Source organism: Streptomyces sp. NPDC050856 (assembly GCF_040653855.1).
Classification (GTDB): Bacteria; Actinomycetota; Actinomycetes; order Streptomycetales; family Streptomycetaceae; genus Streptomyces.
Map to the genome: position 1 here is coordinate 132,768 of NZ_JBFAGV010000005.1, position 20,376 is coordinate 153,143.

17 protein-coding genes and 1 pseudogene are annotated in these 20,376 nt (G+C 74.0%); 7 read left to right on the top strand and 11 right to left on the bottom strand.

The window, feature by feature from the left end:
- Position 1: 1 nt before the first annotated feature.
- Positions 2–1,408 carry an NAD(P)/FAD-dependent oxidoreductase gene (locus AB0H53_RS06890; RefSeq protein WP_362108283.1) on the bottom strand — a complete coding sequence of 469 codons (1,407 nt, stop codon included), beginning with the start codon at positions 1,406–1,408 and terminating at the stop codon, positions 2–4.
- Between the two features lie 698 nt (positions 1,409–2,106).
- Here AB0H53_RS06890 and AB0H53_RS06895 point away from each other — a divergent pair.
- On the top strand, positions 2,107–2,454 hold the full coding sequence (locus AB0H53_RS06895; RefSeq protein ID WP_362108285.1) for a VOC family protein: 348 nt from the start codon (positions 2,107–2,109) through the stop codon (positions 2,452–2,454).
- A gap of 68 nt (positions 2,455–2,522) precedes the next feature.
- On the opposite strand, the pseudogene AB0H53_RS06900 reads toward AB0H53_RS06895, so the two are convergent.
- The 3 genes and pseudogenes from AB0H53_RS06900 to AB0H53_RS06910 all read right to left on the bottom strand — a co-directional run bounded on the left by AB0H53_RS06900 (position 2,523) and on the right by AB0H53_RS06910 (position 5,306).
- A pseudogene (locus AB0H53_RS06900) lies at positions 2,523–3,066 on the bottom strand (arginase family protein).
- Positions 3,067–3,157: 91 nt separating this feature from the next.
- Positions 3,158–3,718, bottom strand: coding sequence for a GNAT family protein (locus tag AB0H53_RS06905; protein WP_362108287.1), 561 nt, complete (start codon positions 3,716–3,718; stop codon positions 3,158–3,160).
- Positions 3,719–3,845: 127 nt separating this feature from the next.
- Positions 3,846–5,306, bottom strand: coding sequence for an MFS transporter (locus AB0H53_RS06910; protein WP_362108289.1), 1,461 nt, complete (start codon positions 5,304–5,306; stop codon positions 3,846–3,848).
- A 262-nt stretch (positions 5,307–5,568) separates the two neighbouring features.
- Here AB0H53_RS06910 and AB0H53_RS06915 point away from each other — a divergent pair, with 262 nt between their 5' ends.
- Complete coding sequence (locus AB0H53_RS06915; protein WP_362108291.1) at positions 5,569–6,321, top strand: GntR family transcriptional regulator; 753 nt, start codon at positions 5,569–5,571, stop codon at positions 6,319–6,321.
- 126 nt (positions 6,322–6,447) lie between these two features.
- Positions 6,448–7,542: an adenosine deaminase gene (locus AB0H53_RS06920; RefSeq protein ID WP_362108293.1), complete on the top strand. Its 1,095-nt coding sequence runs from the start codon at positions 6,448–6,450 to the stop codon at positions 7,540–7,542.
- 60 nt (positions 7,543–7,602) lie between these two features.
- Here the strand turns inward: AB0H53_RS06920 and AB0H53_RS06925 are convergent, their stop codons facing one another.
- From AB0H53_RS06925 to AB0H53_RS06955, 7 genes are all read right to left on the bottom strand, one after another.
- Complete coding sequence (locus tag AB0H53_RS06925) at positions 7,603–8,538, bottom strand: LD-carboxypeptidase (RefSeq protein WP_362108295.1); 936 nt, start codon at positions 8,536–8,538, stop codon at positions 7,603–7,605.
- Entirely contained in the window at positions 8,535–10,526 is a 1,992-nt protein-coding gene (locus AB0H53_RS06930; RefSeq protein ID WP_362108297.1) for a prolyl oligopeptidase family serine peptidase, read from the bottom strand. The genes AB0H53_RS06925 and AB0H53_RS06930 overlap by 4 nt, the downstream gene beginning before the upstream one ends.
- 11 nt (positions 10,527–10,537) lie before the next feature.
- A complete protein-coding gene (locus tag AB0H53_RS06935; RefSeq protein ID WP_362108299.1) occupies positions 10,538–11,875 on the bottom strand; it encodes a M20/M25/M40 family metallo-hydrolase in 1,338 nt (445 codons plus the stop codon).
- Positions 11,868–12,701 carry a M55 family metallopeptidase gene (locus AB0H53_RS06940; RefSeq protein ID WP_362108301.1) on the bottom strand — a complete coding sequence of 278 codons (834 nt, stop codon included), beginning with the start codon at positions 12,699–12,701 and terminating at the stop codon, positions 11,868–11,870. Before AB0H53_RS06940 ends, AB0H53_RS06935 begins: the two co-directional genes overlap by 8 nt.
- 305 nt (positions 12,702–13,006) lie before the next feature.
- Complete coding sequence (gene pabB / locus AB0H53_RS06945) at positions 13,007–15,145, bottom strand: aminodeoxychorismate synthase component I (RefSeq protein ID WP_362108303.1); 2,139 nt, start codon at positions 15,143–15,145, stop codon at positions 13,007–13,009.
- Positions 15,146–15,168: 23 nt separating this feature from the next.
- Positions 15,169–15,399 carry a hypothetical protein gene (locus tag AB0H53_RS06950; protein WP_362108305.1) on the bottom strand — a complete coding sequence of 77 codons (231 nt, stop codon included), beginning with the start codon at positions 15,397–15,399 and terminating at the stop codon, positions 15,169–15,171.
- Between the two features lie 142 nt (positions 15,400–15,541).
- Positions 15,542–16,747 (bottom strand): cytochrome P450, encoded by a 1,206-nt coding sequence (locus AB0H53_RS06955; protein ID WP_362108307.1) that lies wholly within the window; start codon positions 16,745–16,747, stop codon positions 15,542–15,544.
- Between the two features lie 283 nt (positions 16,748–17,030).
- Here AB0H53_RS06955 and AB0H53_RS06960 point away from each other — a divergent pair, with 283 nt between their 5' ends.
- Genes AB0H53_RS06960 through AB0H53_RS06975 form a run of 4 tightly spaced genes read left to right on the top strand, consistent with a single transcriptional unit; the run spans position 17,031 to position 20,370 of the window.
- Positions 17,031–18,530 (top strand): AMP-binding protein, encoded by a 1,500-nt coding sequence (locus tag AB0H53_RS06960; RefSeq protein ID WP_362108309.1) that lies wholly within the window; start codon positions 17,031–17,033, stop codon positions 18,528–18,530.
- Positions 18,527–18,784: an acyl carrier protein gene (locus AB0H53_RS06965; protein ID WP_362108311.1), complete on the top strand. Its 258-nt coding sequence runs from the start codon at positions 18,527–18,529 to the stop codon at positions 18,782–18,784. Before AB0H53_RS06960 ends, AB0H53_RS06965 begins: the two co-directional genes overlap by 4 nt.
- A gap of 38 nt (positions 18,785–18,822) precedes the next feature.
- Positions 18,823–19,200 carry an ectoine synthase gene (locus AB0H53_RS06970; protein WP_362108313.1) on the top strand — a complete coding sequence of 126 codons (378 nt, stop codon included), beginning with the start codon at positions 18,823–18,825 and terminating at the stop codon, positions 19,198–19,200.
- Positions 19,201–19,209: 9 nt separating this feature from the next.
- Positions 19,210–20,370, top strand: coding sequence for an acyl-CoA dehydrogenase family protein (locus tag AB0H53_RS06975; protein ID WP_362108315.1), 1,161 nt, complete (start codon positions 19,210–19,212; stop codon positions 20,368–20,370).
- The last annotated feature ends 6 nt before the right edge of the window (positions 20,371–20,376 follow it).

A 20,376-nucleotide genomic window follows, 5' to 3' on the forward strand; every position in this document is an offset into this window, starting at 1 on the left:
GTCACTCCTTGCTGGGTCCGCCCGGGATCCGGGCGAGTTCGGGCGAGGCCGTGTCGAGCGGCACCTGCCAGGAGCGGAGCAGCCCCAGCTGGACGGACTGGCGGGGCAGCACCGCGTCCAGCAGCCAGTCGGCGGCGACCCGTACCCGGTTGCCGGGCATGGCCGCCAGGTGGTAGCCGCGGGTGACCGCTCCGGCGACCGGGCCCGACAGCGGCACGCCGAGCGGGTTGGCGGCCGCCTTGACGCCGCCGAGGTCGACGGCGAAGCCCAGGTCGCTGTGCTTGTAGGGCACGGGGTCGCCCAGCCCGAGCGAGGCGGCCACGTTGCGGGCGGCGACCTTGCCCTGGCGGGAGGCGTGCTGAGCCGTCATCGGGGTGAACTCGCCGGGCCGGGTCAGGTCCGGTACGGCGGCGGCGTCGCCGCAGGCGAAGACGTCGGGGTGGCCGGGCACCCCGAGCTGCGGGGTGACCACCAGCCGGCCGCGCTCGACGGGCAGGCCGAGTTCGGAGACCAGGGGGTCGGGGCGCACACCGACACACCAGATGAGGGTGCGGGTCTCCACGAACTCCCCGTCGTCCAGCAGGACGCCGTCGGGGGTGGACTCCTTGACCGACGTCCCGGTCCGCACGTCCACGCCGCGGGCGCGCAGCACCTCGTCGGCGGTGCGCGACAGCCGCTCGTCCAGTCCCGGCAGGACGCGCGGCGCCACGTCCAGGAGCAGCCACCGGGGCCGCGAGCCCGAGGGCCAGGCGGGCTGCCTGCGCACCAGGGCGTCGGTGAACATCTGCCCGTGCGCGGCCAGTTCGGTGCCGGTATAGCCGGCGCCCACCACGACGAACGTGCCGCGCGAGGCGCACTCGGCGGGGTTTGTGGCGGCCGAGGCCAGTTCCGTCTGACGGGTGATGTGGTCGCGCAGGTAGAGCGCCTCGGGGAGGCCACGGAAGCCGGTCGCGTGCTCGGCGACGCCGGGGATGGGCAGCAGCTTGCTCACGCTGCCCACGGCGAGGACCAGCCGGTCGTAACGCAGCTCGCCCTCGGTGCCCTCCGGGTCGGTGTAGTGGACGGTGTGCCCGTCGAGGTCGACCCGGTCGGCCTGGCCGAGGACCAGGCGCACCCGCGGCAGGGTGCCGGGCAGCGACACCGTCACCCGGCGCGGCTCCAGGATGCCGGCCGTGACCTGCGGCAGCAGCGGCAGGTACAGGAAGTAGTCGGTGGGGTTGAGCAGCACGATCTCGGCCCGCCCGCGCAGGGTCCCGGCGAGGCCGCGGGCGGTCTGGTAGCCGGCGAACCCGGCTCCGACGATCACGACGCGCGGCCGGGTGCGGAAACCGCCGGCCGGGCCGGCCGGGCCGGTGGACGAACTGATGGGCGGGGTCACGGGCGCCTCCAGCGTCATGTCGTACGTCATGTCTGCGTGCGTGGCGTCCGTCCGCGTACGTCACCGGGTTCCCTGCCGGCGGCGGGCCGGCGCGCCGGACGGACCTTCCCGGTGCCCCTGAGCCCGGCACCCAAACGCGCCCGAACCGGTACTCCCCCGGCCCGGGCCGGCGGGGCCCCGACGGTCGCCGCTCCGGTGAAGTCGCCACCGCGGTGGACACGATCCCGACACCCGCGGCGAGCGGGGGCGTGACCGGGAGGTACCCGGACAGCTCTCCTCCGCCTGGACCACTTCCGCCCTGATCGGGCCGGTGGCCGCCCAAAGATCCGGCCGGGGTACCGGCCACCGCCAAGCCCGACGCCCGCACCACCGGCGCCCACGGCGCGGCCGAGCGGACGCGGCGCGTACCGGTCCTGGAGGAGTGGCGCCGGCTCCACCGGCGGGCGGCGCCCGACGGCGGCGAGCCGGAGGCGGGCCGTCGCCGGCCGCTCCCCCGGGCGCGGCGGGCGTGGTTCACCGGCACCCGGGCCGCGGCCACCGCCGTACCGCACCGGGCCGGCCGGGCGGACCTGGCGGAGCGGGTTCCGGGGCGACCGTACGACCGCCTCCCGGTACGCCGGGCTCGCGCTGGAGGGCGGGTGGCGCATGGTCCACGCGGGGAACTGCGTTGCCGGGCCCGAGAGTTGGAAGCGATCACCTGGCGCGTCGCCGCCCATTACCCTTCCGGTATGGAGATCCTCGGAGCGACCTTGCGCATCTGCGTCGACGACCTGGAGACCTCGGTGGCCTTCTACGAACGGCTCACCGGCAGCCGCGCGCTCCGGTTCGAGCGCGGCGGCGTGTCGGTGGCGGCAGTGGGCTGCTTCCTGCTGATGAGCGGCCCCGAGTCGGAGCTGGAGGTGCTGCGCAAGGTGACGGCGACCATCGCGGTCGACGACGTGGACACCGCGCACGCCACTCTCACCGGGGTGGGGGCGCGGGTCGTGGCGGGACCGGTACCGACCCCGGCGGGCCGCAACCTGATCGCGGTCCACCCCGACGGATCGGTCTTCGAGTACGTCGACCGGCGCCACTGACGCGGGACGGATCCCGGGAGGCCCGGGCGGGCCGTCGCGGGAGCCCTCGGACCGCCCCCGGGCCGCTGTCACCGCGCGGAGCAGGCGTCCACGACGAGGTCGGTGAGCAGCGCCCCCGCCGTGCCGTCCGGGTCGAGGTCGGGGTCGTGGATGGTCACGTGGAGACCGACGCACCGCGGCGACGCCAGCAGTGTCCGCGGCAGCGGGGCGAGTTCCTCCGCCAGCAGCCCGTCCGGGGCGGGGCTGTCGACCGCCGGCATGACGGACGGGTCCAGTACGTCCGCGTCCGGATGGACCCGGAAACCCGCCGAGGAACGGGGTGTCGAAGCTCCGCACGGCCGTTTGCGCGAGGTCGGCGGCGCCCCGCTCGCGGATCTCGCCGACGGTGACGGTGGGGGCGCCGAGCGCGGCGAGCTCGATCCGCTCCTCGTCCTCGTCCCGGATGCCCAAGAGCCGTACGTCCTCGTCGCGCAGGTAGGGCTTCAGCCGCCGCTGGAGGATCCGGTTCTCACGCAGGGCGCCGGCCAGCTTGTAGCAGCCGGGGACCGTGCCCGGGGCGGGAGGCCGCAGACCCAGGTTGGACGGGGCGTCGACGATGACGATGTTCCTCATGTGGATCATCGTCGGCCCCGCCGGGCGGACCGGCGAGGTGTTCGGCGGGGGGCGAACGCCCCGGGCGGCCGGCCCGGCGGCGCTCCGGCCGTCAGCGGTCCCGGGTCATCTCCTTGGTGATGGCCCAGCGCTCGTGGTCGCGCCAGGCTCCGTCAATGCGGATCATCGCGGGTGAGAAGCCCTCCAGGCGGAACCCGGCACGGCGTACCAGCGCGAGCGAGGCGGTGTTCAGCGGCTGGATGTTGGCCTCCAGCCGGTGCAGGCCCAGCGGCCCGAAGGCGTACCGCAGCACCAGGGCGAGCCCCTCGCTCATCAGGCCCCGGCCGGCGGCGTGGGCGAAGGCTCCGTAGCCCAGGGCACCGCTGAGGAAGCCGCCGCGCACGATGTTGTTGATGTTGATGAACCCGGCGATCCCGCCGCCCTCGGCCGGTTCGCAGACCAGGAAGGACTCCCGGGCCGGGTCCTCGATGAGGGCCCGCGCGTAGCCGGCGTACGCCTCGGGGCTGTCGGGCGGGAACAGCCACGGCCGGTGCAGGTCCTTGCTCTCTGCGGCGCGTGCGATGAACTCGTCGGCGTCGTCGTACGTGAGGTGCCGGATGCCCACGCGCGGGCCCTCGGCCTGATACGGGCGGGATGTGCTGGTGCCGGACATCCGTTCAGATTAGCCATCCCGCCGCCGGCGCGGCCACGCCCGGGTGGGCCCGCGCGCCGCGCCCCACCGGCTCGCGCGCCCGCCGCCCCGGGGCCGGGGCGATGTGGTCCCGGGCCACGGGGTCGGCTCAGTGGTGCGCGACGACGAGCCGCGGCTCGTCGGCCTCGTCCGTACCGGCCGGGTCGGGGCGCTGGATGAGCAGCGCGGTGACGACACCGACGGCGAGCAGGGCGAGCGCCGCGTACATGGCGTGCTGGTACCCGGCCTCGGTCACCCCCTTGGCGTCGCTCCCCGCGGTGATCATGGCGGAGGCGAGGGCGATGCCGAGGGAGGCCCCGATGCCGAAGCAGGCGCCGTTCAGGCCGGAGAGCGAGCCGGGCTTGTCCTTGGGCGCGGTGGTGACGGCCAGGCCGTTGAGGCCGGTGAGCATGAACCCGCCGTAGGTCACACCGAGCGCGGCGAGCGAGGCCACCAGGATCCACTCGTTGTGCAGGAAGAGAGTGGCGAAGACGAAGATCGCGAAGTTGGTGACGGCGCCGGTGACCACGATGGCGCGCCAGCCGACCCGCGGGCCGAGGCGGCCGGTCAGCGGCGCGGAGATGACGCCGATCAGCTGGATGGGGGTGAGGAAGAGGACCGCGGCGGTGACGGCGGACAGGCCGAGGCCCACCCGGGTGTCCTGGGAGAACAGCGGGATGGTCAGGGCGATGGCGCCGAAGGCCCCGCCGAGGGTGCAGATGGTGGTCAGCAGCAGCGGCCAGGCGCGGCGGGAGGCGAGGACGTCGAGGTCGATGACCGGGTTGGCGGCGCTCTTCTGCGAGACGACGAAGAAGGCGAGCGCGGCGACGCCGCCGAGCAGGAAGCCCAGGGTGAGGGCGGAGCCCCAGCCCCAGGCGGAGCCCTGGGAGAGACCCACCAGGACGCCGGTGAGGCCGAGGGCGAGGGCGGCGATGCCGCGCGAGTCGAAGCGCGCGTCGGGCTCGGTGGTGGGCGGGACGTCGGGGACGTAGCGGCGCACACCGAGCAGGCCGGCGACGGCGATCAGGGTGGAGCAGACGAAGATGCCGCGGAAGCCGATGGTGTCGGCGATGTGACCGCCCGCGATGGCGTCGACACCGGCGAGGCCGCCGTTGACGGCGGTGATGATGCCGGCGGCCTTGCCGAAGCCGGCCGGGGTCAGCACCTGGTTCAGGGTGAGGAAGGCGAGGGTGAACATCGCGGCGGAGACGCCCTGGAGGATCCGGCCGGCGATGAAGATCTCGATGTTCGGCGCGAAGACGCAGAGGAGGTTTCCGGCGATCAGGACGATCGCGCACAGGATCATCATCGGCTTGCGGCCGCGCTGGTCGCTGAGGCGGGCCAGCGTGACCTGGCCGATGGCCGCCATCAGGAAGAAGAGCGTCTGGGAGAGACCGGCGGCGGCCGTGGTGGTACCGAGCCGCTCGATGACGTCGGGCAGCGCCGGGCTGAGCATCGTCGCGTTGATCTGGTAGCCGAGGACGGCGAGCACCATCGCCAGCAGCATGGGGCCGCGGCCCGCCAGATCGGATTCGGCTCCGGAACGCGTCCGGCCGAGCGTGGAAGACATGTCGGCCCCTTTGCCTTGGATGTCATGTCGGGAACGAGCGATACGCGACCTCCGGCCCTGCAAGAGTCTCTCCACCTCTTGTCAGACAAGTGCCGCTGAGACAGATTGAGATCTACGCGCGTAAAACGTCAAGACCCTCCGGGGGATGAATTTCACCTTTCTCCTCACACCGGCGTCTGCGCAGCTCAATCGAGACCAGGTGGCCGTTGCCGGGGCGGTCGGCCACGGCATAACTTGCTGACAAGTCGGCCGAGGAGGGGCAGTGGTGGTCAGCGGAGAACAACGCAGACCGGTGGTGGTGCTGTACGAGCGGATCGTGGACGCCATCCACGCCGGCACCTACCCGCCCGGCTCGACCCTCCCGTCCGAACCCAAACTGGCCGCCGAACTCGGGGTGAGCCGCCCCGCGCTGCGCGAGGCACTGCTCCTGCTCCAGGAGGACGGCCTGCTCTCGGTGCGCCGGGGGGTGGGCCGCACCGTCGCCGACGGTCCGCCCCGGCGCGGCTTCGAGCACATCCAGCCGCTGGAGGAGCTGATCGGCGCCGGCGCCCCGGTGCGGGTGCGCGCGCTGCTGCGCACCGTCGAGGAGCCGACCGACTTCACCACCCAGCACCTGCTCGCACCCGCCCGCGCCCGGCTGCGGTTCTGGGAGTCGCTGCTGGCCTCGGACGGCACGGCGGCGGCGCTCAGCCAGGAGTGGGCGGCCACCGACGACGTACTGGAGCGCGCCCACCCGGCCTTCGCCCGCGCCCTGGACGCCGCCGGACCGGCCGCCGGGCGCACCTCGATGCTGGCCGTCCTGGCGGCGGCCTCGCGCGGTGTGCCGCTGAGCGCGCACAGCAGCGTGACGGCGACGCTCGTCGGCCAGCGGCGCGGTGACCAGCTCGGCCGGCCGGCCGACACCCCCGCCGTACTGATCACCCAGGTGGTGCGCGCCGGGGAGGTGCCCGTCCTGGCCGCCAAGCACATGCTGCCGACCGGCGCGGCGGCCCTGCCGGTCCTCCAGTCGAACTGACGCCGCCGGGTCGGGCGGCCGGTGGGGCCGCGGCGCGGCACGGTTCCGGCCGGACCGGCGGGGCCGGGGCCCGGGTGTCGGCTGGGTCACGGCGCGGGCCGCGAGGGTGCCGTACACTCGCGCCCCATGCACTTGTCTGACAACTCTGCCTCCGCTGCCGTCGCTCCCGCCGACTGGATCCGCCGCGCCCCGAAGGCGGTCCTCCACGACCACCTGGACGGCGGCCTGCGCCCCGCCACGATCATCGAGCTGGCCCGCGAGTGCGGCTACGACGGCCTGCCGACCGAGGACCCGGCCGCGCTGGCGGTGTGGTTCCGGGACGCCGCCGACTCCGGTTCGCTGGAGCGGTACCTGGAGACGTTCGCCCACACCTGCGCGGTGATGCAGACCCGCGAGGCACTGTTCCGCGTCGCGGCAGAGTGCGCCGAGGACCTGGCCGCGGACGGCGTCGTGTACGCCGAGGTGCGCTACGCCCCCGAGCAGCACCTGGAGCGCGGGCTCACCCTCGACGAGGTCGTCGAGGCGGTGAACGAGGGCTTCCGGGAGGGCGAGCGCCGCTCCGGTGGGCGGATCACCGTCGGCACGCTGCTGACCGGCATGCGCCACACCGACCGCTCGCTGGAGATAGCCGAGCTGACCGTGGCGCACCGCGGGCGCGGGGTGGCCGGCTTCGACATCGCGGGCGGCGAGATCGGCAACCCGCCGGCCCGCCACCTGCCCGCCTTCCAGCACCTCAAGCGGCACAACTGCCACTTCACCATCCACGCGGGCGAGGCCGTCGGCGCCGAGTCGATCCACGAGGCGGTGCAGGTGTGCGGCGCCGAGCGGATCGGGCACGGGGTGCGGATCACCGACGACATCGCCGAGGACGGCACGCTCGGCCACCTCGCCGCGTATGTCCGGGACAACCGCATCGCCCTGGAGGTCTGCCCGACCTCCAACCTCCAGACCGGTGCCGCCAAGGACTACGCGTCCCACCCGATCGACCTGCTGCGCCGCCTGGGCTTCCGGATCACCCTGAACACCGACAACCGGCTGGTCTCCGGCACCACCATGAGCCAGGAGTTCCAGCACATGGTGGACGCCTTCGGGTACGGCCCGGAGGTCTTCGAGCAGTTCACGGTGGCCGCCGTCGAGGCCGCGTTCCTGCCGCTGCCGGAGCGCCGCCGCATCATCGAGCAGATCGTCCGCCCGGGGTACGCGGCGCTCGCCGCCGCGTAGCGCGCGGGGATCCCGGCCGGTCCGCCCGGACGCCGTACGGCTCCGGGGACCGGCCGGGGCTCAGCGCAGCGCCGGCACGTCCAGCGTGAGCGTGCCCGCCTCCGCGTCCAGGGTGGCCGGCAGCCCCAGCGGAATCGTCAGCGCCGTCGGGCCGTGCCCGAAGCCGAGCTCCTCGACCACCGGCACGCCCAGGCCGCCCAGCCGGTCCAGCAGGGTGGCCCGCACCTTCTCGTAGGGGCCGCACCCGGCCCAGGACCCCAGCGCGATGCCGGCCACGCCGTCCAGCCGGCCGGCGCGCCGGAGCTGGGTGAGCATCCGGTCCAGGCGGTACGGCTCCTCGCCGGTGTCCTCCAGCAGCAGCAGCCCGTCCCGGTGGCCGGGGCGGGCCGCCGGGGTGCCGAGGTCCCCGGCGAGCAGCGAGAGGCAGCCGCCCAGGGTGACGCCCCGGGCCCGCCCGGGCACCAGCGCCCGCGCGGTGCCCGACCCCAGCGTGCGGACCGACTCGGGTTCGAAGAGGGTGGCCCGCAGCGCCTCCTGGGTGGCGGGGTCCTCGGTGAACACGGCTGTCCCGGTCATCGGCCCGTGCAGCGTCGCCAGGCCCGTCCGCACCGCGAACGCCTCGTGCAGCGCGGTCACATCGCTGTGGCCGACGAACACCTTGGGCCCGGCCGCCCGGACGGCCGGCCAGTCGAGCAGGTCGACCACGCGCTGCGCGCCGTATCCGCCGCGGGCGCAGAACACCGCCGAGACGGCCGGGTCGCACCACGCCCGGGTGAGGTCGCGGGCCCGGTCGGCGTCCGTCCCGGCCAGGTACCCCAGCTCGCCGTGCGTGTCCCGCACGTGCGGCATGACGACGGGGTCCAGGCCCCAGCCGCGCAGGACACCGAGGCCGGCCGCGAGCCGTTCCCCCGACACCGGGCCACTGGGCGCCACCACGGCGACCCGGTCACCGGGCCGCAGCCGCCCGGGCCGCTCCAGGGGCGCCACGGATGTCACTTCCGCAGCTCCAGTGGCGGCACGTCGGGGCGCTCGATCCCGAAGGCCCGCGTGTAGAGGGCGAGTTCGGCCTCCAGCGCCCGCACCAGGGTGTCGGCGCGGCGGAAGCCGTGCCCCTCCCCCTCGAAGGCGATGTAGGCGTGCGGTACGCCGCGTCCCCGCATCAGCGCCAGGAGTCGCTCGCTCTGCGCGGGCGGGCAGATGACGTCGTCGAGCCCCTGCAGCAGCAGGAACGGCGCGGTGATCCGGTCCGCGTGGGTCAGCGGCGAACGCTCCCGGTGGCGCGCCGGGACCTCGGCGGCGGGCCCGATCAGCGACTCCATGTACCGCGACTCGAAGTCGTGGGTCTCGGTCGCCCAGCCGCTCAGGTCCAGGACCGGGTACAGGATCGTGCCGCAGGCGTAGACCTGGGTGGTGGCGAGGGAGGCGGCGGCGGTCCAGCCGCCCGCGCTGCCGCCCCGGACCGCCAGCCGGGCCGGGTCGGCGGTGCCCTCGGCGGCGAGTGCCCGGGCGACGGCCGCGCAGTCCTCGACGTCGACGACGCCCCACTGCCCGCGCAGCCGCTCGCGGTACTCACGGCCGTACCCGGTGGAGCCGCCGTAGTTCACCTCGGCGACGCCGATGCCGCGTGAGGTGAAGTAGGCGATCTCCAGGTCCAGCACGAGCGGGGAGCGCCCGGTGGGTCCGCCGTGCGCCCACACCACGTACGGCGGCAGTTCGTCGTCCGGCGCGCTGCGGTCGGGGTTGTGGGGCGGGTGGACATGGGCGTGGATCTCGCGGTCGTCGGGTCCGGTGAAGGCGCGGATCTGCGGCTCGGGGTAGTACGCCGGGTCGACCGGGTCGTCGTGGGGGCGGCCGACGACCCGCGCCCGCCCGGTCCGGGTGTCCAGCTCCACCACCTCGTGGGCGCTGCGCGGACTGGCCGCGACGCCGAAGACCCGGGTGCCGTGCGCGGTGAGGGTGGGCGCCCACTCGGTCCACGGTCCGACGGCGTCGACCAGCTCCCCGGTCTCGGGGTCGAGTATGCCGAGGCTGGTGGCGCCCTTGCCGTGGACGACGGCGATCGTCCCGTCGTCCAGCGGCTGGAACCACTTGAGCCCGATCTGCCACAGGGGTCCGCCGAATTCCTCGCCGCGCCCGGGGCACAGCGGCGTGTCGGCGCTGCCGTCGGCGGCGCCGGGCCGGATCCGGCGCGGCTCCCACCAGCCGTCGGCGTCCGAGACGAACAGCAGCGAGCCGTCGGGCGCCCAGTCGACCTGGCAGACCGACTCGTGGGTGCCCCCGGCGACCGCCCGTACGGCGGTGAACGGGCCGTCGCCGGTGACCTCGCCGGTCATCACCGTCGTACCGTCCCAGGGCATCCGCGGGTGGTCCCACGCCAGCCAGGCGGCACGGCGTCCGTCGGGCGAGAGCCGGGGCCCGGTGACGAACCGGTGCCGGTCGTCGGTCAGCTCCCGTACGGCGCCGCGGTCACCGGCCGCCGAGCCGTCCAGCGGTACCGCCGCCACGAGCCGGCGCACATCGCCCGGCGCCTCCCCGGTGAACTCCTCCAGCACGCACCAGACCTCGTCCCGCTCCGGACGGATCACCGGGTCCGCCCAGCGCAGCCCGCCGCCGGTGCCGGACAGGGGGGTGAGGGGCCGGGGCGGGGCCCCGCCGTCCGGCTCGTAGGCGTACAGCCGCTGGTCGGGGAAGTGGCTGAAGACGACCAGTGGCCCGGTGCCGGCGCGCACCGTACCGGCCCAGGGCTGCCCGCCGTATTCGACGACCCGGCTGCGGACGTTCCACGGCGCGGGCAGCACCGGTTCCTCGGTGCCGTCGGCGCGCCGGCGCACCAGGGCCCGCCGGCCGCCCTCGGTGGGGCGCGGCTCGGTCCACCACACCTCGTCGCCGACCATGCCGACGTACTCGGGCCGGCCGCCGTGCGAGGCGGCGAGTGCCGCGTCGATCGGTGACGGCCAGGTTCCGTAGGCCCCGGTGGGCACCATGGGCGATCCCCCTATGCGGTTCGCAGGTAGTGGTCGAGTACGCGGACGCCGAAGTGCAGCGCCTCGACCGGGACGCGCTCGTCGACGCCGTGGAACAGCGCCTGGTAGTCGAAACCGATGGGCAGGCGCAGCGGTGAGAAGCCGTAGCCGACGATGCCGAGCCGGGCGAAGTGCTTGGCGTCGGTGCCGCCGGACATGCAGAACGGCACCACATGGGCGTCGGGCTCGAAGTGCTCCAGCGCGGCGCGCAGCTTGGCGTACGTCGGTGAGTCCACCGGCGCCTCCAGCGCGATCTCCCGGTGCTGGAACTCCCATTCGACGTCCGGGCCGGTCAGCCGGTCCATGGTCGCGGTGAACTCCTCCTCGCCCTCGGGCACCATCCGCCCGTCGACGTGGGCGGTGGCCACGCCCGGGATCACATTGACCTTGTAACCGGCCTGGAGCATGGTCGGGTTGGCGCTGTTGCGGATGGTCGGCTCGACCAGGGCCGCGGCGTGGCCGAGCCGGGCCAGCAGCGCGTCGGCGTCGAAGTCGGCTGAGTCGAAGCCGGGTTCCACGCCGTAGAGCGCGGACAGTTCGCTCAGCGCGGCCCGCACGGTCGGGGTGAGCCGTACCGGCCACTGGTGGCGGCCGATGCGGGCGACGGCCTCGGCGAGCCGGGTGACCGCGTTCTCGCGGTTGACCTTGGAGCCGTGCCCCGCCCTGCCCTCGGCGGTGAGCTTGAGCCAGGCGGTGCCCCGCTCCCCCGCCCCGATCGGGTAGATCTCCAGGTCGGGCCCGGCGTGGAAGGTGAAGGCGCCCGACTCGCCGATGCCTTCGGTGCAGCCCTCGAAGAGGTGCGGCTGCCGCCTGGCGAGGTACCCGGCGCCGTCGGCGGCGGACGCCTCCTCGTCGGCGGTGTAGGCGATGACGATGTCCCGCCTGGGCCGGACGCCCTGGCGCGCCCAGTCGCGGGCGACGGCGAGGATCATCGCGTCCATGTTCTTCATGTCGATGGCGCCGCGGCCCCACACCAGCCCGTCGCGGACCTCGCCGGAGAAGGGGTGCACGCTCCAGTCGTCGGGGTCGGCGGGCACCACGTCCAGGTGGCCGTGGACGAGCAGCGCGTCGGCGCCGGGGTCGGTGCCCTCGATCCTGGCGACCACGTTGGTGCGCCCGGGGGTGCGTTCCAGCAGCACCGGTTCGAGTCCGGTGTCGGCGAGCCGCTCGGCGACGTACTCGGCGGCCGGCCGCTCCCGGCAGTCCCCGCTGCCCCGGTTGGTGGTGTCGATCCGGATGAGCTCGGAGGTGAAGGTCACCACCTCGTCGAGCGCCCGGCCGTCCAGTTCCCTCAGTGTCACGTCAGCCATACTGCTCCTCCACCGCGGACGAGACGATCGTGGTGACCGCCTTGAAGGTGCGGATGCCGTCGTACATCGTCTCGCTGGTGTAGGCCACGCGCCGTTCCCCGCGGGGGGCCACGCCCGGCACCACGGTGGCGGCCGCCGCGAGGTGCTCCGCGTCGAACTCCAGCTCCACGGTGAACGGCCCGCCGCGCACCGGTTCGTACCGTACGGCCAGGGAGGTCGCCTCCTTGGCCGCGGCGCGGATCGCGGCGGCCGTACGGGTGGGGGTGCGGCACACCGCCGCGTACCGCGACACGTGGTCCTTGACGGCGACCTTGCGGGCCTCGGGCGCGTAGCCGAGCGCGTCGTCACAGGTCAGGTCGTCGCCGGTGACCAGGACGACCGGCACGCCGTACTCGGCGGCGACATGGGCGTTGAGCAGGCCCTCGCCGGCCCGGACGCCGTTGAGCCAGACGCCGGTGATGGAGTTGGCGAGGTAGGTGTGGGCGAGGACCCCTTCGCTGCCCGCGCCGGTGTGGTAGCCGACGAAGGCGATCCCGTCCACGTCGCCGTACTGGACGCCCTCCACCATGGAGAGGGACTTGTGGCGGCCGGTGAGCATCTCGGCGCGCTCGTCGAGCCGTTCCAGCAGCAGGTTGCGCATGGTCCAGTGCGCCTCGTTGATGACGACCTCGTCGGCTCCGCCGTCGAAGAAGCCCAGGACGGCCGCGTTGACGTCGGAGGTGAACATGGCCCGGCAGCGCTCCCACTGCGGGTTGCCGGGGATCACATCGGCCGGCCAGGTCACGCCGGTGGCGCCTTCCATGTCGGCGCTGATGAGGATCTTCACAGGGTCTCCCATGCTCCCGGGGCCGGACCGCGCTCGGTGACACCGGGCGTCGGTGGTGTCCTCACGCCTTACCCCCCGGCCCGTGCCGCATGTCCGCCGTGGGCCGGACGGGTGCCTTGATCCTCCGACGCCGGGCAGGCGCGCGCAAGGTCCGCCGCCCGGTTGATCGGTTCGGGCCGGTGCCGTCCCGTGTCACCGCCCGCCCTGCCACCGCCCGCCGTGCCGCCCCCTCGCGGAACGCGCGGCGCGCCCGGGCGCGCGGCGCGGCACGGCGGACGCCCGGGCGCGCCGGTGGGCTGGCGCGGTCACTTCAGGCACGGTGGGAGCAGGAGCGCCTCCGCCGTGGGCCGGCCGGCGGCGAGGGCCGCGGCCATCGCCCTGGCCTTCACCATGGTCTCGTTGAACTCCTCCACCGGGTCGGACAGCGCGACCACGGCACCGCCGACCCCGTAGCTCACGGTGCCGGGGGTGGCGACGATGGTGCGGTTGACGATGCTGAGGTCGCAGGCACCGCTGAGGGAGAACCAGCCGAGCGCGCCCGCGTAGACGCCCCGGGGGCCCCGCTCGAGCCGGTCGATGATCTCCATCGTCCGCAGCTTGGGCGCGCCCGTCATCGACCCGCCCGGGAAGGCGGCGCTGACGCAGTCCACCGCGGAGACACCCTCGCGCAGCCTGCCGCGGACGGTGGACACCAGATGGTGCACTTGGGGGAAGCTCTCGACCGCGCAGAGCGCGGGGACGTGGACCGAACCCGTCTCGCACACGATGTTGAGGTCGTTGCGCACCAGGTCCACGATCATGAGGTTCTCGGCGCGGTCCTTCTCGCTGGTGGCCAGCGAGTGGCGCAGCGCGCGGTCCTCGGCCGCCGTCGCGCCGCGCGGGCGGGTGCCCTTGATGGGCTTGGACTCGACGGCCCCGGCCGGGTCGATGGTCAGGAACCGCTCCGGGGAGGCGCTCAGGACCGCCACGCCGGGGAAGTCCAGCAGCGCCCCGTAGGGGACGGGGCTGACACGGCGCAGGGCGGAGTACGTCGCCGAGGGGTCGATACCGGTGCGGGCGACCGCCATGTTGGAGAGGCAGATCTCGTACGACTCACCGTTGCGGAGCTCCTCCAGGCACTCGCCGACCAGGTTGAGGTAGGTGTCCTGCTGGTGGCGCAGCTCCACCAGGTCCGTGGGGACCACGTGCCCGGCCGGTTCCGGCCGGGGTGCCGGGCCGGTGTCCTCCGGCAGCGCGAGCAGCCGGGCGGCGGTCGCCTCGAACCACGCGGCCACCTCCGGGTCGGTGCGGCGGGTGCTGAGCCGCAGCAGGTAGCAGGCCTCCTCGGCGTGGTCGACGACCAGCGCCCGGTCGGCGAAGACGAACGCCGCGTCGGGGGTCCGGGCCCGGTGGGAGGTGAGCGAGCCGGCGTCGGCCTTGAGCTCGTAGCCGAGGTAGCCGACGTAGCCGAGGTTGAAGTCGAAGGGCAGGCCGGCGTCCGCGGGCACGGCGCGCTCGCGCAGCCGCCGGTCGAGGAAGGCGAAGAACGGCTCGCGGACCCGCTCCGCCGGCCGGCCGGCCCGCCGCACCTCCACGGTGCGCTCGTCGGCGCGGTAGGTCACCAGCTCGCCGAGCGGCCCCCCTCCGTCGCCCATGACCGAGAAGCGCGCCCCCTGCCGGGCGCCGGTGGCGCTGTCCAGCCAGAAGCTGTACGGACCGCCGCCGAACAGCTCCCGGTGGGCGGCCTCCGGGTCCGGCGCCAGGGCCAGCCGGCGCACGTGCAGCCGGAGCGGCTGCGGCTGCGGGTGCCGTGTCCGGCCGGCGCGGGGCGGGCGGGCCGGACCGGGCGCCGGGAGCTGGACCGGCCGGGGCTCGGCGCCGGTCGCGGCCGGGCCGCCCGGGGTGAGGTCCCGGAAGTTCGCGAGCAGTTGGTGGCCGTACTGGGTGCTGATGGACTCGGGGTGGAACTGCACGCCCCAGATCGGCAGGCTCCGGTGGCGCACGCCCATCAGGACACCGTCCTCGGACCAGGCGATGCCCTCCAACCGGTCCGGCAGCGAGGTGACGGCCAGGGAGTGGTAGCGCACCACCGAGAAGGGGGACGGCAGCCCGGCGAAGATGTCCTGCCCGGTGTGGCTGACCGGGGACAGGCGGCCGTGCCGCGGCTCGGGCGCGTGTCCCACCCGGCCGCCGAACGCCTGGCAGATCCCCTGGTGGCCCAGGCACACGCCGAGGAGGGGGAGCCGCCACTCGCGGATCACGCGGGCACTGATGCCGAAGTCCTCGTGCCGGTCGGGTCGGCCCGGCCCGGGAGAGATCACGACGTTGTCGAAGTCGCCCGCGTCCAGCCGGGACCAGTCGGCGTCGTTGCGGACCACGACCGGCGGTCGTCCGTTCACCTCGGCCAGCAACTGGTGCAGATTGTAGGTGAAGGAGTCGTAGTTGTCGATGAGGAGCGTACGCATCACCACATTGAAGCCTTCCGTGCTCATCGGGTACGCGGCACGGGGGCCTGTCCGGCGACCGCGGGGAAGACGGTCGGGGCGTCGTGCGGCGCGGCGACGTCGTGGGTGCGGACACGGTCCGCGCCCTGGAGGCCGGCGTACAGCTCGGCGGCCAGGGTCGCGGGTCCCCTGTGCGGGGTGCCGGCCACGCCGACGAGCAGGGGCCGGCGGCGGTCCCTGTCCGGGAACGGCTCGCCGTCGGCCAACGGGGTCATGGGGATTCCTCCAACTGCTTCGCGCTGTCGCGGCCCCGCAGGATCACGCACCGGCCGGTCCGTCAGCGAGAGATCTTGTCCTTCTCTCGCGGTTCTCCGCAAATCCGCCTGTCAACAGCCTGTTTGACGTGGCGTCAGCCGGTCAGAAGGTGACCGGGACCGTCTCGGGCCGCAGCGTGATGTGGCCGCCGCGCCACCGCACCGCCTCGGGTTCCACCGCGAGTGCCAGCCGGGGCAGCCTGCGGGCCAGGGTGCCCAGGGCGACCTGGACCTCCATGCGCCCGACACCGGCCGCCGGGCAGTGGTGGGGGCCGTAGCCGAAGACCAGGTGCCGGTTGGGTGTGCGAGTGATGTCGAACCGGCCGGGGTCGGCGAACTGCCGCTCGTCCCGCGAGGAGGCGTGCATCAGCGGTATGACGCCCTCGCCCGCGCGGATTGTCACGCCGCCCAGTTCGAAGTCCTCCAGCGCGATGCGCAGCAGCCCGGCGTCCGAGGGCGGGGCGTACCGGAAGACCTCCTCGGTGGCCGGCTCGGTCAGCTCGTGCGGACGGGCGGTGAGCAGCTCCCACTGCGTGCGCCGGCGGAGCAACTGGAAGATGCCGCGCCCCAGGGTGTTCACCGTGGTGTCGTGCCCGGCGAGCAGCAGCTCGGCGCCCAGCCAGGTCAACTCGCCCTCGGTGAGGCGGTCGTCGTTGTCCCGGGCCTGGACGAGCAGGCTGAGCAGGTCGTCGCGGGGCTCCTCGCGGCGGGCGGCCACCAGCTCCCTGACGTAGGCGGTGAAGGCCTCCCGGACGGCGGTCCGCCGTTCGTCGGAGCCCACGCTCATGAGGACCCCGGTCCATTCCTTGATCCGCTCCCGGTCGGCGACCGGCGCTCCGACGATCTCGCAGACCACCCAGATCGGGAGCAGCGCGCAGAACTCGGCGTAGATGTCGACCGGCTGCGGCAGCGTCAGCAGCCGGTCGACCAGCTCGTCGGCGATCTCCTGCACGCGCGGCCGCAGCACCTCGGCGCGCCGGGGCGAGAAGGCGGGCGCGATCATCCGGCGCAGCCGGGCGTGGTCCGCTCCTTCGAGGTTGAACAGACTGTAGGGGTTGTCACCGAAGTCCGGCCCCTTCACGACCCGTACGGCGCCCGGCTCGCGCAGGGCGGCGCGGGACAGGCGGGCCTCCGACAGGGCGGCGACGACCTCCTCGTACCCGGTGACCGCCCAGGCTTCGTCGCCGCTGGGCAGCGACACCCGGCTGACCGGGCACCTGGCGCGCAGCTCGTCGAGCTGCTCCGGGGGTTCGCCCACGGGCCCGGGCGGAAAGGGGAAACCGGGTGCGGGGGCGGCGTCACTGCTCATGCTGGTGATCCTCTCAACGGGCCGGACCGCGTGGGCGTTCAGTCTGCGGTGGTCACCGGCGGGCCGTCTTCGGATCTGGGGCCAGCTCGTGGCCGCCGGTGCCCGACCTGGGGACAGGTCCCGGCCCCGTCGCCGGTCGGAAGCCCCGGATCGGCCCGCTGCTACAAGCTGCTCTCCGACGACGAACGGACGTCCGAGCCCCGGTGAGCGGTTCGGACCGGCCGGGTGCCGGCCCGCGACGGCGACGGGAGCCGGGGCGGGCACCGACAGCGAAGGGGGAGACATGCCGGGAGCTTCGGCGAGGTCCGTGACCGGGCCCGCGGCCGCGACACCCTCCGCGGGGACCCTGGCGGGCGACATCTTCGCCGTGGCCGGCCGCACGCCCGACGCCCCGGCCATGACGGGCGGCGGCAGCGCCGACGCGCCCCTCACCTACGCACGGCTGACCGAGCTGGCCCGCCGGGCCGGCGCCCGGCTCGACGCCCGCTGCCCGGACCGGCGGCGGCCACTGGCCCTGGTGGCCACCAAGTCGGCCGCCTCCTTCGCCGTCGTCCTGTCCTGCCTGGCGTCCGGGCGACCGCTGCTGCTGGTCTCGCCGGACCTCGGGGAGAGCACCCGGGCGGCCCTGGTGGGGCGCTGCGGCGCACAGGCGGTGGTCACCGTGGCCGACGGGGAGCCGGTGTGCCACGACGCCCCGGCGGGCGGCGCGGCGCCGGCCACGCTGCCGCCCGGCACCGCCCTGGTCCTCACCACCTCCGGCTCCACCGGGGTGCCCAAGCTGGTACCGCTGACGGGCGCCGCGCTGGACGCCTTCACCGCCTGGGCGGGCGACGCCTTCGCGCTGGACGGCGCCAGCCGGGTGCTCAACTACGCACCCCTCAACTTCGACCTGTGCCTGCTGGACGTGTGGGCGACCCTGCGCCACGGCGGCTGTGTCGTCCCGGTCGACCCGGCCCGCGCCGTCGACCCGGCGCACCTCGCTGCGGTGGTGAGGCGGACCCGTCCGCACCTGGTGCAGGCGGTCCCGCTGTTCTTCCGGCTGCTCGCCGAGGCCGCCGGGGAGGACTCCTTCCCCGGTGTCCGGGACGTCGTGGTGACCGGGGACCACACGCCGCGACCGGTACGCGCCCGGCTCCCCCACCTGTTCCCGCACGCCCGGCTGCACAACGTCTACGGCTGCACGGAGACCAACGACAGCATGATGCACACCTTCACCGCCGACGAGTGCGCCGGACCGGACGCGCTGCCGCTGGGCCGGCCGCTGCCGGGCGCGGCGGTGGCGGTACTGGCCGGCGACCGGGAGGTGACCGGTCCGGGCACCGGGGAGCTGATCGTGTCGACGCCCTTCCAGACACCCGGCTACCTGGCCGACGCCCCGGGCGACCGGTTCCTCCAGCGGGCCGGCCGCACCTGGTACCGGACCGGTGACCTGGTCGAGCGCGGTCCGGACGGCCGGCTCACCCTCGTCGGCCGTACCGACTTCCAGGTCAAGGTCCGTGGCGTGCGGGTCAACCTGGAGGAGGTCGAGCGGGTCCTCACCGGGCACCACCAGGTCGCCGAGGCGGCCGTGATCGCGGTCCCCGACCAGGAGGCCGGTGCCTGTCTCCACGCCTTCGTCCGTCCCACCACCGACGAGCTGACCGGTCTTCGGCTGCGCGCCGACTGCGCCGGGCGGCTCACCCGGGTGGCCATCCCCGGCCGCTTCCACCTGGTGGCCGACCCGCTGCCGGTGGGACCGACCGGCAAGGTGGACCGCCTCCGTCTCCAGGAGTATCTGGCATGAGCCCTGACCAAGAGATCACCCAGCACATCGTGGCGGAGTACCTCCCCGGCACACCCGCCGGGGAACTGGACGCCTCCTACGACCTGCTGGACAACGGCGTGGTGTCGAGCCTCCAGCTGTTGCGGCTCATCGCCTGGCTGGGCGAGCACTACGGCATCCCCTTCGGCGACCTGGAGATCTCGCCCAACGACTTCCGTTCGGTGGCCGCGATCACGGACCTGGTCACCCGGCACCGGCAGTCCTCGCCCGTCTGATCCGACCTCAGCGCCACTCACAAGCCACGGGGGTAAGCGTGTTCATCAGAGAACGAGACAAGACGCAGCCGGTCGAGTGGGGCAACGGCCTCAGCTACCGGATGCTGGTGGCCGCCGACCGGCTGGGGTTCACCGTCTGCCACACCATCGTCGAGGCCGGCAGCAAGTCCAAACTGGAGTACCGCCGCCACCTCGAAGCCTGTTACTGCATCGCCGGATCGGGGCGGGTGGAGGCCGCCGACGGCAGCGTGGGCTACGACATCCGGCCCGGAGTGCTGTACGCGCTGGACGAGCACGACGCGCACTACCTGGTCGCCGACCCCGGCCGTGATCTGGAACTGATCAGCGTCTTCAACCCTCCGCTGCGCGGGGACGAGCGGCACAACCTCGCCTCCGACAGCTTCTCGCAGTACTGAGGACACCCTGTGAAGCGTGGGAACGACCAACAGCGGGAGCTGCGCCGGGCGATCGGCGAAGTGGCCCGGAAGATCGGCGCCGACCACATCGAGCGCGACCCGGCCGGCACCTTCGACCGGGAGGGCTGGCGGCGTCTGCGTGACATCGGCCTGTTCGGCCTGCCGTTCGCCACCGAGTGGGGCGGTCTGGGCGAGGACCTGGTCACCACCGTGTCCGTCCTGGAGGAACTGGGGTACGGCTGCCGGGACTCGGGACTGAGCTTCTCCGTCTCCAGCCACATGGTGAGCACCGGTGTCCCGTTGCAGCGGTTCGGATCGGCGTTCCTCAAGGCGCGCTACCTGCCGGAGATCTGCGCGGGCACCATGATCGGCGCCCATGCGGTCACCGAGCCCAGCGGCGGCTCGGACGTGATGGGCATGCGGACGACGGCCGTCGCCGACGGGGACGACTTCGTCCTCAACGGCAGCAAGGCCTTCGTCAGCAACGGGCCCATCGCCGACCTGATCGTGGTGTACGCCCGCACCGGCAGGCCCGGGGACCTCGGCGGCATCTCGGCCTTCCTGGTCCGCCGTGACACTCCCGGTCTGTCGGTCGGCGGCCCGGTCGGCAAGATGGGCCTGCGGACGTCGCCGCTCGCGGAGGTGTTCCTCCAGGACGTGCGGGTGCCCCGGGACCATGTGATCGGCGGGGTGGGCGCGGGGTTCCTCGTCTTCGACCATGTGATGCAGTGGGAGATCCTCTGCGGGTTCGGCATCAACGCCGGCGAGATGCGCCACCGGCTGGAGCGGTGCGTGGAGTACGCGCGCACCCGCACCCAGTTCGGGGTCCCCATCGGCGCCCACCAGGCCGTCTCCCACAAGATCGTGGAGATGCGGATCGATGTGGAGACCGCCCGGAAGTGGATCCACGACACCGCCGGGAAGCTCCAGTCGAAGGCCGACGTCTCGGCCGACATCGCCATGACGAAGCTGGTGGTCAGCGAGGGGAACGTACGGTCCGCGCTGGCGGCGGTGCAGATCTTCGGCGGTTACGGCTACACCAGCGAGTACGGCGTCGAGAAGGAGCTGCGGGACGCCGTCGCCGGCACGATCTACTCCGGCACCTCGGAGATCCAGCGGCAGCGTCTGGCCGCTCTCATGGGGCTCGACGTTCCCCTCGTACGGCCATAGGGAGTG